Here is a 12,840-nt window from a genome sequence, read left to right on the forward strand (position 1 = left end):
CGTCAGGCCAGCCCGGACGAGATCACCGCGAGCGGCAGCAGCGCCGCGAGCACGAGCAGCTCCGCGGTGTCGGCGACGCGGATCAGGCGCAGACGGGTCTTGGGGGCGAGCAGGGTGACCGTCACGACGCTGACCGTCGCGATGAGGAGCACGACCAGGATGCCGATGCGCAGGCCCGGCTGCGCCAGGGAGGCCACGACGCCCGCGACGACGAGCCCCAGGATGCCGGTGGCCATGACCGTCAGCACCCCGGAGCGGGCGTAGGTCTGGCGCGAGGGGAACATCATGCCCGCGAAGGCGAGGGCGCAGACGATCGCACCCGTGGCGTTCTGCGCCGCGACGAGGGGCGTGGCCACGATGATCGCCACCGCGAGGGCCAGCCGGAGCGCGATGAGGATGCGCTTGCCCTGGGCGACGCGGGCGGCGATGTCGTCGGCGTCGATGGGCTGCGGATCGGCGAAGATCTCGACGTCGTTCTGCGGGGAGGCCACGCGCAGGCGGGTCGTGCTCATCGCGAGCCAGGGCAGGGCGCCGGCGAGCGTCGCGACGACTCCGACCATGAGCGTCCACACCGTCGGGGCCGGGAAGAACGCGGCGAGCGTGCCGGTGACGCCGAGTGCGCCTCCGGCGACGAGCGGGGTGAGCTGGAGCTCGGCGCGATCGCGGGTGAGCGCCAGGGCGACGCCGGCGACGATGAAGGCCCCGCCTCCGGCGGCGGCCAGCGGCCACCCCCACATGTCGAACGAGGCGGGGATCGCGAGGAACCCCGCGACGGCGGCGAAGACGGATGCCGCCATGCCCAGGCCCTGGCCCGCTTCCCGCTGACCGAGCCGGGCGATCACGGCCGAGACGACGAGCAGCACGAGGGCGCCTCCGCCGGCCACGAGCGCCCCGAAGGGCAGGGCGCGGCCCGCCGCGAGCAGCAGGACCGCGCACACCCCGAGCAGGGCGAGGCTGACGGCCAGCGCGGTGCGGGCGTTGTCGCGGGTGGTCCACGGACGGTTCTGCTGGGCGGTGGCGTCGATGACCGCCTCGACGATGTCGTCGTAGACGCGCGGCTGCGCGACGAGACCGCCGCGGACGAGCGTGAGCACTTCGCCGTCGACGATGCCCTGCGCCGAGGCGCCGAGCGAGGGGTCGACGGTGGATCCGTCGGCGCGCTGCAGGGCGTACCCCGCGGACGTCATCGAGGCGTCGAGAACGCCGAGCGAGCGGGCGAACCCGGGCAGGAACTCGATGACCGGCACCTGGGCGGGGATGGCGATGTCGAGCCGGCGCCCCTCGCTCTGCACGGAGAGTCGCAACAGCGCTCGTGTCGCGTTCATGACGTCAGCCATCCGCGGCCCCCTCTTTCCGGACCGAAGCCCCCTGCGGTCAGACTTCGAAAGCCTATCGCCGTCGATCACGGCGTCGACCGAGCGCCGAGCGGTGATCGTTCACCGCCCGGCGCTCAGCGCTCACTGGAAACGCGCGGCCGAGGCCCGGTCGGCCGAGACGTAGTCGTCGGCGATCGAGTCGGTCGCGTTCGAGATGCGCGACAGCGCGTCCCGCATCTGCTCGAGGGTGGCGCTCCACTGCTGCTGGGCGTTGTTGTAGGCCGCCTGCGCGGTGCCTTCCCAACTCCCGCGCAGGCGCGCGACCTCGGCATCCAGTCCGCCGAGGGCGGCGTCGATGCGGGCGCTCTCGGAACGCAGCCGTGCAGCGGCGGCGTGCAGCGCTTCGGGGGTGACGCGGAGATCGCCCATCTCACTCTCCTCCGAGCAGCGAGCCGAGGCCCTGGATGGTGGTGCGGTGCTGCTCCTCGACCGCTTCCTGGTCGCTCGCCGTCGCACGGAGGGCCGCGCTGAGCGTGACGAGCACGTCGTTCAGGCGCGTGGCTCCGGCCGTCCACTCGTTCACGAGCGCGTTGTACGAGCTCGCGGCGTCGCCCGACCAGTTGGCGGCGAGCTCGTCGAGCTCGGCGAGCACGCGGCGGGCGCTGTCGCTGATGTCGGCGTGCGCGCCCATCACCACTTCGGCGCCACGGACGAGCGCGCCCTCTTGGGCGGAGATGCGATCAGACATCTTCTTCTTTCTTGTCGGTGAAGGTCATCGGGCGACGCGGGTCACTCGTCGCGGCCGCCGGCCTGGGCGTTCTCGGACCGGGGACCGATCTGCTCGTCGTCTTCCAAGCGCGGAGCGATCGGACCCGCGAGGCCGCGTGCCTCGTCCTTCTTGCGCTCCGAGCGAGAGCCGGGGCCGCCCATGCCGCCCACGCCACGCGAACCGGCACCCGCGGTGCGGCTTGTTCCGGCCGCTCCGACGCCGGAACGACCGGCGCCACCCGCGCCGGCACCCGGGCGACCGTTCGCTGCACCCGCGCGCCCGCCGGACGTGCCCGCGGCCGAGCCACCCGCTCCGCCGACACCACCGGCGCGCGTGCCCGCGGCACCGAGGCCGCCCGCTCGCGCACCCGCGCCACGAGCCGCGGAGTTCGCCGAACCCGTTCCCGCCGCGCCGAGACCGCCGACGCCGCGCGTCCCGAGACCGGCGCCAGCACCGGGACGTCCGAGCAGGCCACCGGATCGGGCCCCGCCCGCGCCGACCGATCCGCCCGCGGGTCCGCCGAAGAGACGGCCGCCGGGTACTCCCGGTGCACCCGCACCGCCGCCGACGCGTCCGAGTGCGAGCGCCCCGCCGCCGCCGGCGATGAGTCCCGCTCCGAGGCCCGAGCCGAGCCCGGCTCCCGGACCACCGGGCGTTCCGACGAGTCCGCCGCCCCCGCCGGGAGTCAACGGCACGCCACCGGGAAGGGTGGGGCTGCCGCTGATCGGGCCGTCGGGCGTGGGCTCGGGCGGGATGTTGCCGATGTCGATCGGCGGCTGCCCGCCCGGGGTCTGACCGGGAGGGTTCGGGAACGGGCCGTATTCGTTCGGGGGAGGCTGGATGCCGCCGCCACCGCCGCCGGGGGGCGGGGTGACACCGCCGCCGCCGCCGGGAGGCGGAGTCACACTGCCACCGCCGCCGCCGACGGAGCCGCCGCCGGAGACGTTCCAGTCCGGATAGGACTCGAAACTGCGTTGCTGCGAGCCGTACCCCCCTGACGGCACCTCCGTCCCGCGCTGCGGAAAGACCGGGTCCGAGATCACCGTCGATGAGAAGGTCGGCGGCGGGTCCAGCTTCACGGCATCCATCTCACCGGAGTGCGTCTCGACCGCCGTGCGTGCGGCGTCTTCGCGCTGCGATGCCATGTACGCATTGATCGCGCGACTCGCTCCCTCACCGGCCAGGAACGCGACCGGCCCGAGGACGATCGACGCGCCGACGGCCGCCCCGCGGACCATCGCTTCCTGATTGCCGTTCATCTCGCCCGCGGGCAATGACGCCGCCGAATCCCGCGCTCTGCGACGCACCTCGTTCGCGTCATTCAGGCGACCGTCGACGTGCTCACGCAGATACCGGATCTGCTCATCGATTTCGACAGCCGACTTCGCGAACTTCTCCCTCGCCGCGTTTCCCGCATCTCCGTCGATACCGGTGTCCTGCGATGCCGCATCGAGGACTTGCCTCAACGATTCGAGGGCGTTGGCGAGTTCGAATCGCGTGGGCATGTCCCACGGAACGCCACCCTCCGCGAGGTTCTGCAGCCGTTGTTCCCACGTACCTGTCACGGTGTATTCCCCTTTCCGGCCTTGCGGCGCTGGGCGACGACGATGAGCACGATCACGACGGCGGCCACCACGAGCAGGATGCCGATGCCGATAACGATCCAGATGACGAGTGAGGCGATGTCGAAACCGGATGACGGCGAACCCGTGTCTCCGTACTGGTCCATGCTGCGGGGGACGGTGACGGGGACGAAACCCTGTGTCTCGGCCGTGTCGATCTGATCGAGCGTCGGTGTGCCCAGCGGCTTGCTCATGAGCGGCGGTTCGTCGGGGAACGTGGTCGGATCGACGCTCAGTAGACCCGGGAGCCACGCGGCCCCGTATCCGTAGCCGTCATCAGTGCGTGTCGGCTCGCGCTGCTCACCCGTCGTGGTCGCGATCATCGACTGCACGAGCTGATTGCCGGTGGCGGCAGGATATTTCTGCGCGGCGAGGGCGAGCATGCCCGCGACCATCGGAGCAGCGAACGACGATCCCACGGCCGCGCGCGTCGAGTCCCAGTTGCCGTCGGTTCCGACTGTCGGTAGGTCGACGCCCGCGGCGACGACGTCGGTGTCCGGAATGACGAAGAGGTTACCGGCCGCATCGCGCTGCAAGTCGCTGTGACGGTTGATCGCGCTCGCCGCTACGACACCGTTGAAGCTCGCCACGTCCGTCCCGCTGTCGACGGGGGTGTCGGCGTTCGGTGTGCCCACGACGATCGTCACCCCGCGCGCGAGGGCGTACGCGATGGCCGGTGCGTCGTTCACGTACGCCCTCATCTGGACGGACGTGGTGATGATCTTGGCACCCTCGTCCACCGCCTTCTTGACTGCGTAGCCGAACATCGTGACGTCGTCGTCCGTGTTCGGGCGGCAGTACTCCTCTTGCCGGGAGTCGAGAGTGCCGTAGCCGTAGAAGGTCACGTCGGCGTCGGGGGCCATGCCGCGGATGCCGCTCGCTCCCGTGCCGTTGCCGATGAGCAGGGCGGCCATCGTGGTGCCGTGGATGGATTGGTCGGTCGCGGCATCGGACACCGGCTCGGTGCGGGACTTGCAGATCTGGGTGTTGCTGACGGTGAGGTTACGGCCTTCGAAGATCGGCAGATCGGGATCGATCTGAGTGTCGATGACGGCGATCTTGACGCCCGCCCCCGTGATACCGGAGTCGTGCGCCGCCTGCACCTGATAGGTGTCGTACCACCAGTCGTAGTCGCCCCCGGCTGCTGCCTGCGCAGCAGGCGCCACCCCCACGACCGCGAGCGCGCTCGTCACAGCGGCGGCAGCCAGAGCACGAAGGGTGCGAGAACGTCGGGTCACTGGGGTGCTCCGGGGATGACGGAGCGTCCGGTCCCGTTGGAGCCCGGCGAGGACGGCACGGGCGAGGCGGAAGGCTGCGACGCCGACTCGACGAGCGAAAGCGCGTTCTGCGCCATCGCCGAACCCGACGTGTCGGTCTCCTGGAGCGCCTGCGCAGCTTGCGAGAGCGCGTCGGCGCTCCCCGCAATGGTCTGACGCAGCTTCTCGACCTCGGCGGCGATATCCTGCGCGCACTGGCGAACTCGCTGGGTCAACGCCGCGGCAGCCGGCTCCGTGCCGTTGCCGTCGACGATCTCGATGGCGCCCGCGGTCGGGAGCTCCTCCGGCACCTGCGTCAGCTGCAGAACGCGCTGGATGGCGAGGTCGAGGTTGAGGAAGATCGAGTCGGCCATGGGGGATCACTCGTTTCTCTGTGATCGGGATGCGAGGGGATCGGGCTCGCGTGCGACGGGGGCGCGGGAGCCCAGAGAACCGGCGGCCGCCGCAGCGACCGCCGGTTCGAAGGGGGTCAAGCGAAGCGGCCCGCGGCCGACTTGTCGGTCGAGGTGTAGCCCTGGGCGATCTCGTCGGTCTTGCCGGCGATCTGCTGGAGCAGCTCGTTCAGACGGGTGATGGACTGGGTCCACTGCGCCTGGGCCTGGTCGTAGGCGGTCTGCGCCTCGCCATCCCAGGAGGCGCGGAGCGCGTTGACCTGCGACTCGAGCTCATCGAGGCGGGTGCGGATGCCGGAGGCACCGTTGCGGATCTGACCGGAGAGGGCGATGACCTGCTCGGGACGAACGGACATGGACTGCATGAGAGTTCCTTCTTTCGTGTCGAGCGGGTCAGCCGAGCAGGGAGCCCAGGTTTCCGATGGTCTGCTGGTGCGACTCTTCCGACGCCGCCTGGTCGCGCTCGGTGCCGCGGAGGGCGTCCTCGAGCGTGACGAGCACGTTGTTGAGCTTGGTGGTCTCTTCGTTCCAGCGCTGCATGAGCTGGGTGTAGGAACCGGCTGCGGCGCCGGTCCAGAACCCGGCCACCTGGTCGAGCTCGCTGCGGACCTTTCGGACCTGCTCGTCGATGCCCGACTTCGCGGTGTTGACCGCTTCGGCCCCGCGACGAAGCGCACCCTCCTGGGCTGCGATGAGATCTGCCACGTTGTCTCCTCGATGTTCCTCCGGGGCGCGCCCGGGCGTTGCGGATCATGTCTGCACGCACGGGATTCGGCCCCGCGCGCGGGATCGATGGAGTGACCGGAGCCCCCCACCGGCCTTCGAACATACGTAATGCCCCGCGCGCCGACAACCCTCTTGCGCTTATTCAAAAATGACAAAACTCTCATCTTTAGCCCCGGTGGCGTGCGGAAAGGACGCGACCGCCTCCGCGGGGCCGGATACGCTGGTGCGGTTGAGCCGGCCCTGGGGTCGGCGGCGCGAGAACGAGGGGGACCGTTGAGCGCGGAAGTGATGCAGGGGCGACGCGTCGCGCTCATCGACGGTGCCTCCCGGCATGATCTCGTGGTGCCGCTGCACGCGCGGGTCGTCGACGTGCTGCGCGCCGGCGGTGCCCCGATCGAGCGCGACGTCCGCGTGGTGGGGCTGTCGGGCCGCGAGATCGACCGCTCGACGGCGATGACCGCGCTGGAGGACGGAGTCGTCCTCGTGTTGGTCGATCCGACCGCCACGGTCGATCCGGCTGATCGACGCACGACCCGCCCGCCGATCGCCGCGCGCGCGACGGCCGTGTGGATGGTGATCGCCGCGGCGGGCGGCATCCTGGGTTTCCTGTCGCTTCTCGGAACCGGCACCCTTCCGGCCGCGGTCCGTACGCCCGTCGCGGCCCTGGCCCTGCTCGCGGCCCTCGCCGCCGTCACCGTGTTCTCGCTGCGCGCGCGGCCGCGCACCCCGACGCTCGCTCCCGTCGTGTCCGTCTCCGCGCTCGCGTTCGGTGGCGGCGTGGCGATCGTGCCCGACCTACCGGCGTCCTCGGCTCAGGTGGCGGTGTTCACGGGCCTGCTCGCCGCGGCCGTCCTGACCGGGGTCGCCGGCGTGATGGGGGCGACGCAGACGCTACGTGCCCAGAGCCGCACCGCGTCGGTCATCGCTGCGGTCCTCGCGGCGGTGTGGGCGGTGTCGCTCCTGCTCCACCTCGACCCCTCGGCGCCGGCCGCAGTGACGCTGGGGCTCGTTCCGGTCGCGCAGCGCATCCTGCAGTCGAGCCTCGTCGACGTCGAGCCCGGCACCTTCATCGACTACGGGCGCTTCCAGAGCACGCGGTGGACGGTGCGCCAGAACCTCCCCGACGAGGTGCGCACGATCGAGGCCGACGACGCCGACGCCCTGGTGGAGCGCTCGACCGCGCGGCTGACGATCGGCGTGGTGCTGCTGGTCGCCGCCGGGGCGGCCAGTGCGTTCACGGCGCTGCCGACGTTCGCGGTCGCCGACCCCGTCGTGTTCGGGGGCCGCATCGCCTTGGCCGTCACGGTCGTCCTCGCCCTGCTGCTCAGCTCGCGCAAGAGCACGGTGCCGTTCCTACGCTGGGTGGCCCGCTGCGGTGCGGCTGTCGTGGTGGCGGCCGTGCTGGCGGCGCTCGTCCCCACCATCGCGCCCGCGATGCTCGTGACGGTGGCCGGTGTCCTCCTCGTCGTGGCGCTCGCCGCGGCCCTGCTGATCGTTCCGGTCGGTCGCGGCCTGCGCTCGCTCGGATGGTCGCGCACGGGCGATGTGTTCGAGGCGCTCGCCACGGCCCTGTCCCTTCCGACGGGCATGCTGGCCGCCGGAGCGATCGAGGTCGCGCGTGCGATGATGGCGACATGACGCAGTCGCCGCCGTTCGGCGTGCCCGCGACGGTGGGGGTGCGCATCGGCGCCTTCAGCGTCGACGCCGCCCTCGTGGTCATCGCCGCCGGCGCGGCATCCCTCCTCGGCTCGCCCGTTCTCGGTGCCGCGGTCGCCGCGGAGGCCCTGCTGGGCCTGTGGATCCTGCAGGCGCGTCGCGGGTTCGGCCCCGGCGCGCTGCTGTTCGGACTCCGCACCTCGCGCGCCGAGGCGCCGCTCGTGCCGGGCGCCGGGCGGGCCTTCGTGCGCGGGTCTCTCGTGCTGCTCGGCGGGCTGGTGCTGGTCGCCGGGGCCTGGGTCGTGGTCGCCTCCGCCGCCTTCGACCGCTCCGGCCTGCGTCGATCCTGGGCTGATCGCGCCGCCGGCACCGTGCTCGTGGTGGCTCCCCGGGGACGCCCCGATCAGGATGCCGACGGTACCACCGGGATCGCCGAGCCCACCGTCCACGCGCGCCCCGCCGCCGGCCGCGAGCCGCTGCAGGTGTCCGCCGCCGCCGCGGCCCTGCCGACCGCGCCGGCCTGGGACACCCCGCTTCTCGCCGTGGAGGCCCCGGCCGTCGTCGACGCGCCCGCCGCCGCGGGGGAGCGCGCTCCGGCTGCGACGCCGCCGGCTGCGACGCCGCCGGCTCGCGCCTCCGAAGAACCGATCCTGACCGGAGGCGTCGGCCGCGCGCAGCTCCTCGTGGTCTTCGACACCGGTCAGCGCGAGCAGATCGACCTGCCCGCCGCGGTCAACTTCGGGCGCGCCCCGGTCGCGAGCGAGCCCGCAGACGTGCTGATCGCCGTCGACGACCCCGACCGTCTCATCTCCAAGACGCACCTGCGCCTCGAGCACGACGGCGAGACCGCATGGGTCATCGACGCCGGTTCCACGAACGGCTCGGAGCTCATCGACGACGACGGCGCCGTCCACCCCCTGCAGCCCGGTGCGCGCACCCTGCTCGAAGACGGCACCCGCGTGCGTCTGAGCGAGCGCGTGTTCACCCTGAGCCGACTGATCGGAGGTCCGGTGTGAGCACGGGTCCGCGTATCGCCCCGCCATCGCTGCCCAACGGGCGGATCGTGCTGCAGCCGCCGCCCGAGCTGGTCCCGAACGAGGGGGGCAGCGGCATCCTGACCTCCCTCCTGCCCATGCTGGGCAGTGTGGGTGCGATCGTCATGGTGACGATCTCGAACAGCGGTCCGACCGGCTTCCTCATCGGTGGCATGTTCCTGCTGTCGTCGCTGGGCTTCGTCGCCGTGAACGGCTGGCGCCAGCGCTCTCAGCGCAACGCCGAGGTGCTCGGCAACCGGCGGGAGTACCTCGCGTACTTGTCCGACCTGCGCGAGACCGTGCGCGTGGCCGCGCGCAAGCAGCGCCGCCACGGCGGGTGGATCATGCCCGCCCCCGCGGCCCTGCCGTTCATCGCGGAGGAGCGCTCGCGCGTCTGGGAGCGTCAGCCGGGCGACGAGACCTTCCTGCTGGCCCGCATCGGCGTGGCCGACCAGCCGCTCAGCCTCGCGCTCGAGGCTCCCGAACTGCCGCCCCTCGCCCAGCTCGACCCCGTCGCGGCCTCCGCCGCGCACCGCTTCATGCTCACGCACGAGATCCAGCGCGATCTTCCGCTGGGCTTCCCGCTCGGCGAGTACGCGCGCATCGAGCTCGTCGGCCCCGATGAGGAGGCCGTCCGCAGCCTCGCGCGCTCCCTCGTCGCGTCGGCGGCGACGCTGCACGACCCCGAGGACGTCATCATCGCCGTCCTCGCCGGGCCCGCGCAGATCGGCGCCTGGGACTGGGTCAAGTGGCTGCCGCACGCGATGTCGTCGCGCGTGCAGGACCGTCTCGGCCCCGCGCGCATGATCGCGGCATCCCCCGACGAGCTGATGGACATGCTGCCCGCCCAGCTCGCCTCCCGCTCCCGCTTTACCCCGGGCGGCGGCGTCACCCCTCACGTCGTGCTGGTGGTGGACGGGGTCGAGTCCGCGTCGAACGCCCCGCTCACCGGGCTCGAGGGGGCCCAGGGCGTCACCGTCATCGACCTCCCCACCCGCTGGGACGAACTCGACGACCCGACGGTCGCCCGCGTGGCCCTGGCCGAGACGCCGACCGCGGTCCGCTCGCGGCGCGGCGAGGGCGCTCCGCTCCCCGCTCCGGCGGAGTTCATCGACGGCGCCGGCCGCGCGCAGTCCTTCCTCCCGGATGCCATGACCATCGCCGAAGCCGAGGCGACCGCCCGCCGGCTCATGCCGCTGCGCCCCGCGCCCATGGTGGTCGTCGACGCCCCCACGACCCAGGGGCAGGCGGAGCTGACCGAGCTCCTCGGTCTGCCCGACGTGCGCGCCGTCGATTTCGACCAGGCGTGGACGCCGCGCCTGGAGCGCGACCGCCTCCGCGTGCCGATCGGCCAGGAGCCCTCCGGCGCGCCGCTCGTGCTCGACCTGAAGGAGTCCGCCTCGCAGGGCATGGGCCCGCACGGTGTGATGGTCGGCGCGACCGGTTCGGGCAAGTCCGAGGTGCTGCGCACCCTCGTGCTCGCGCTCGCGATGACGCATTCGCCCGAGCAGCTGAACTTCGTCCTCGTCGACTTCAAGGGCGGTGCGACCTTCGCGGGCATGGCCGAGATGCCGCACGTGTCGGCGGTCATCACCAACCTCGGCAGCGAGCTCGCGCTCGTCGACCGCTTCCAGGACGCCCTGCAGGGCGAGGTCGTGCGCCGCCAGGAGCTGCTGCGCGCCGCCGGAAACTTCGCGAACGTCGGCGAGTACGAGGCCGCGCGCCGCGGGGGACGCTCCGATCTCGCGCCGCTCCCGGCCCTGCTCATCGTCGTCGACGAGTTCTCCGAGCTGCTCACGGCCAAGCCCGAGTTCGTCGACAGCTTCCTCAACATCGGTCGCGTCGGCCGTTCCCTGCACGTGCACCTGCTCCTCGCATCCCAGCGCCTCGAGGAGGGAAAGCTCCGGGGCCTCGACACCTACCTGTCGTACCGCATCGGTCTGCGCACCTTCTCGGCATCCGAATCCCGCACGATCATCGGCACCCCCGACGCCTACACGCTCCCGCAGGAGCCTGGCGTCGGCTTCCTCAAGAGCGACACCGAGAACCTCGTGCAGTTCCGTGCCGCGTACGTGTCCGGGCGTCCGCGCGGCACGGTCGGGCTCGAGGTCGGCGGCGACGAGACCGTGTCGGGCGGCCCCGCCCGCGTCGAGGTGTTCACCGCCCTGGCCCAGCCCGACGACGACCCGTCGACGGACGAGATGGATGCCGCGCCCGCGGCGATCGCGGCCCCGGCGGTCGAGAAGCGGTCGACGTTCCAGATCGCGGTCGACCGTATGAGGGACCGCGGCCCCGAGGCCCACCAGGTGTGGCTGCCGCCGCTCGCCGAGCCGTCGCCGCTGGACGCCCTCATGCCGGACCTGGCGGAAGACCCCGCGCTCGGACTGGTCTCACGCCGCTGGCGCGAGGCCGGTGCGCTCACCGTGCCGATCGGACTGGTCGACATCCCGCTCGAACAGCGCCGTGACCACCTCACCGTCTCCCTCGGCGGTGCCGCGGGCCACGTGGCGATCGTCGGGTCGCCGCTGAGCGGCAAGTCGACGCTCGCGCGCACGCTCGTCTCGGCGCTCGCTCTGACCGGCACCCCGCAGGAGTTCCAGTTCTTCGTGCTCGATTTCGGCGGGGGAAGCTTCACCGCGATGCAGCAGCACCCGCACGTGTCCGGCGTCGCCACGCGCACCGAACCCGAGGCCGTACGCCGCGCCGTGGCCGAGGTCGAGGCCATGCTCGACGCGCGCGAGCAGTACTTCCGCCGCAACGCGGTCGACTCGATCGAGACGTATCGGGCGCGGCGCCGCGAGGGGCGGCTCGACGACGGCTTCGGCGACGTCTTCCTCGTGATCGACGGCTGGTCGACGCTCCGCGCGGAGTTCGAGCCGCTCGAAGCGCGCGTGCAGACCATCGCCGCGCGCGGCCTGAGCTTCGGCGTGCACGTGGTCGTCACCGCCAACCGGTGGCTGGAGATCCGCGCCAACCTCAAGGACCTCATCCAGACGCGCCTCGAGCTGCGACTGGGAGACCCGACCGACTCCGACGTCGATCGCAAGCAGGCGGCGAACGTGCCCGTCGGGCAGCCCGGTCGCGGGCTCAGCGCCTCGAAGCTGCAGATGCTCACGGCCGTGCCGCGCGTGGACGGCTCCGACGACCCGGCCACCATCGCCGACGGTGTCGCCGACATGATCGGCCGCGTCGCGGCGGCGTGGCAGGGCGAGCCCGGCCCGAAGCTGCGCCTGCTGCCGGAGAACATCACGCTCGACGAGGTGCGCGCGCTCACCGAGCCCGGTGACGGCCGCATGCTGCTCGGCATCGAGGAGGCGCAGCTCTCGCCCTTCGGTATCGACCCCCGCGTCGAGCCGCACCTGTTCGTCTACGGCGACTCCGGCATGGGCAAGTCGTCGTTCCTGCGGGGCGTGGCGGAGGAGATCCAGCGGCTGTACACCCCCGCCGAGGCGAAGATCTTCGTCGTCGACTACCGCCGCGCGCTCCTCGGGGAGATCCCCGACGACTACCTCGGCGCGTACCTCACCTCGCACGACCTCGCGACCGGCGGCATGAACGACCTGGCGCAGTACTTCTCGACGCGCATCCCGGGGCCCGACGTCACCCCGACGCAGCTGCGCGAGCGCAGCTGGTGGAAGGGCGCCGAGGGGTTCATCCTCGTCGACGACTACGACCTCGTCGCCACGAGCCAGGGCAACCCGCTCGCCGTGTTGCAGCCGCTGCTGGCGCAGGCCGGAGACCTCGGCCTGCACGTGATCCTCACCCGCCGTTCCGGTGGTGCGAGCCGGGCGGCGTACGACCCGATCATCCAGCGGTTCACCGACCTGGGTGTCACCGGCATCCTGCTCGGTGGCAACCCGGAGGAGGGTGCGCTGATCGGCCGCGTCAAGCCCGAGCGGGCGGCGCCGGGCCGCGCCCAGATCGTCAGCCGTGAGCACGGGCTCGTGGCGTCGCAGCTGGCGTTCTCTGCGCCCACGCACTGACCCCTCCTCCCCACCCGCCCCGTCATCCCCATCGGATGACGGGGCGGTGTCGGTGTCGGCGGCCC

The 12,840-nt window shown here is 72.2% G+C and carries 11 protein-coding genes; 3 read left to right on the top strand and 8 right to left on the bottom strand.

Features of this window, described 5'->3' with window-relative positions:
* Positions 1–2 precede the first annotated feature (2 nt).
* The 8 genes from eccD to ACFZA2_RS08590 all read right to left on the bottom strand — a co-directional run bounded on the left by eccD (position 3) and on the right by ACFZA2_RS08590 (position 6,081).
* Complete coding sequence (gene eccD, locus ACFZA2_RS08555) at positions 3–1,337, bottom strand: type VII secretion integral membrane protein EccD (protein WP_391403230.1); 1,335 nt, start codon at positions 1,335–1,337, stop codon at positions 3–5.
* 120 nt (positions 1,338–1,457) lie between these two features.
* A complete protein-coding gene (locus ACFZA2_RS08560; protein ID WP_076673391.1) occupies positions 1,458–1,745 on the bottom strand; it encodes a WXG100 family type VII secretion target in 288 nt (95 codons plus the stop codon).
* Position 1,746: 1 nt separating this feature from the next.
* Entirely contained in the window at positions 1,747–2,064 is a 318-nt protein-coding gene (locus ACFZA2_RS08565) for a WXG100 family type VII secretion target (protein ID WP_076673392.1), read from the bottom strand.
* Between the two features lie 41 nt (positions 2,065–2,105).
* Positions 2,106–3,590, bottom strand: a complete 1,485-nt coding sequence (locus ACFZA2_RS08570; RefSeq protein WP_391403235.1) for a hypothetical protein — start codon at positions 3,588–3,590, stop codon at positions 2,106–2,108.
* Positions 3,591–3,646: 56 nt separating this feature from the next.
* Positions 3,647–4,945: a S8 family serine peptidase gene (locus ACFZA2_RS08575; protein WP_391403237.1), complete on the bottom strand. Its 1,299-nt coding sequence runs from the start codon at positions 4,943–4,945 to the stop codon at positions 3,647–3,649.
* Positions 4,942–5,337 carry a hypothetical protein gene (locus tag ACFZA2_RS08580; protein ID WP_391403240.1) on the bottom strand — a complete coding sequence of 132 codons (396 nt, stop codon included), beginning with the start codon at positions 5,335–5,337 and terminating at the stop codon, positions 4,942–4,944. The genes ACFZA2_RS08575 and ACFZA2_RS08580 overlap by 4 nt, the downstream gene beginning before the upstream one ends.
* Positions 5,338–5,453: 116 nt before the next feature.
* A complete protein-coding gene (locus tag ACFZA2_RS08585; RefSeq protein ID WP_076673399.1) occupies positions 5,454–5,741 on the bottom strand; it encodes a WXG100 family type VII secretion target in 288 nt (95 codons plus the stop codon).
* Positions 5,742–5,769: 28 nt separating this feature from the next.
* Positions 5,770–6,081 carry a WXG100 family type VII secretion target gene (locus ACFZA2_RS08590; protein WP_076673401.1) on the bottom strand — a complete coding sequence of 104 codons (312 nt, stop codon included), beginning with the start codon at positions 6,079–6,081 and terminating at the stop codon, positions 5,770–5,772.
* Positions 6,082–6,375: 294 nt separating this feature from the next.
* On the opposite strand from ACFZA2_RS08590, the gene ACFZA2_RS08595 reads away from it, so the two are divergent.
* The 3 genes from ACFZA2_RS08595 to eccCa are packed head-to-tail and all read left to right on the top strand — an operon-like array spanning position 6,376 to position 12,775.
* Complete coding sequence (locus tag ACFZA2_RS08595; protein ID WP_391403245.1) at positions 6,376–7,740, top strand: hypothetical protein; 1,365 nt, start codon at positions 6,376–6,378, stop codon at positions 7,738–7,740.
* Positions 7,737–8,774: an FHA domain-containing protein gene (locus ACFZA2_RS08600; protein ID WP_391403247.1), complete on the top strand. Its 1,038-nt coding sequence runs from the start codon at positions 7,737–7,739 to the stop codon at positions 8,772–8,774. The genes ACFZA2_RS08595 and ACFZA2_RS08600 overlap by 4 nt, the downstream gene beginning before the upstream one ends.
* A complete protein-coding gene (eccCa, locus tag ACFZA2_RS08605) occupies positions 8,771–12,775 on the top strand; it encodes a type VII secretion protein EccCa (protein WP_391403250.1) in 4,005 nt (1,334 codons plus the stop codon). The genes ACFZA2_RS08600 and eccCa overlap by 4 nt, the downstream gene beginning before the upstream one ends.
* Positions 12,776–12,840 lie beyond the last annotated feature (65 nt).

It is taken from the genome of Microbacterium sp. NPDC007973 (assembly GCF_042958465.1).
Classification (GTDB): domain Bacteria; phylum Actinomycetota; class Actinomycetes; order Actinomycetales; family Microbacteriaceae; genus Microbacterium; species Microbacterium galbum.

What these genes read in the sequence shown, in the direction of transcription:
- eccD (WP_391403230.1), bottom strand. Translation starts at nt 1,337, where the DNA reads ATGGCTGACGTCATGAACGCGACACGAGCGCTGTTGCGACTCTCCGTG.
- ACFZA2_RS08560 (WP_076673391.1), bottom strand. Translation starts at nt 1,745, where the DNA reads ATGGGCGATCTCCGCGTCACCCCCGAAGCGCTGCACGCCGCCGCTGCA.
- ACFZA2_RS08565 (WP_076673392.1), bottom strand. Translation starts at nt 2,064, where the DNA reads ATGTCTGATCGCATCTCCGCCCAAGAGGGCGCGCTCGTCCGTGGCGCC.
- ACFZA2_RS08570 (WP_391403235.1), bottom strand. Translation starts at nt 3,590, where the DNA reads ATGCCCACGCGATTCGAACTCGCCAACGCCCTCGAATCGTTGAGGCAA.
- ACFZA2_RS08580 (WP_391403240.1), bottom strand. Translation starts at nt 5,337, where the DNA reads ATGGCCGACTCGATCTTCCTCAACCTCGACCTCGCCATCCAGCGCGTT.
- ACFZA2_RS08585 (WP_076673399.1), bottom strand. Translation starts at nt 5,741, where the DNA reads ATGCAGTCCATGTCCGTTCGTCCCGAGCAGGTCATCGCCCTCTCCGGT.
- ACFZA2_RS08600 (WP_391403247.1), top strand. Translation starts at nt 7,737, where the DNA reads ATGACGCAGTCGCCGCCGTTCGGCGTGCCCGCGACGGTGGGGGTGCGC.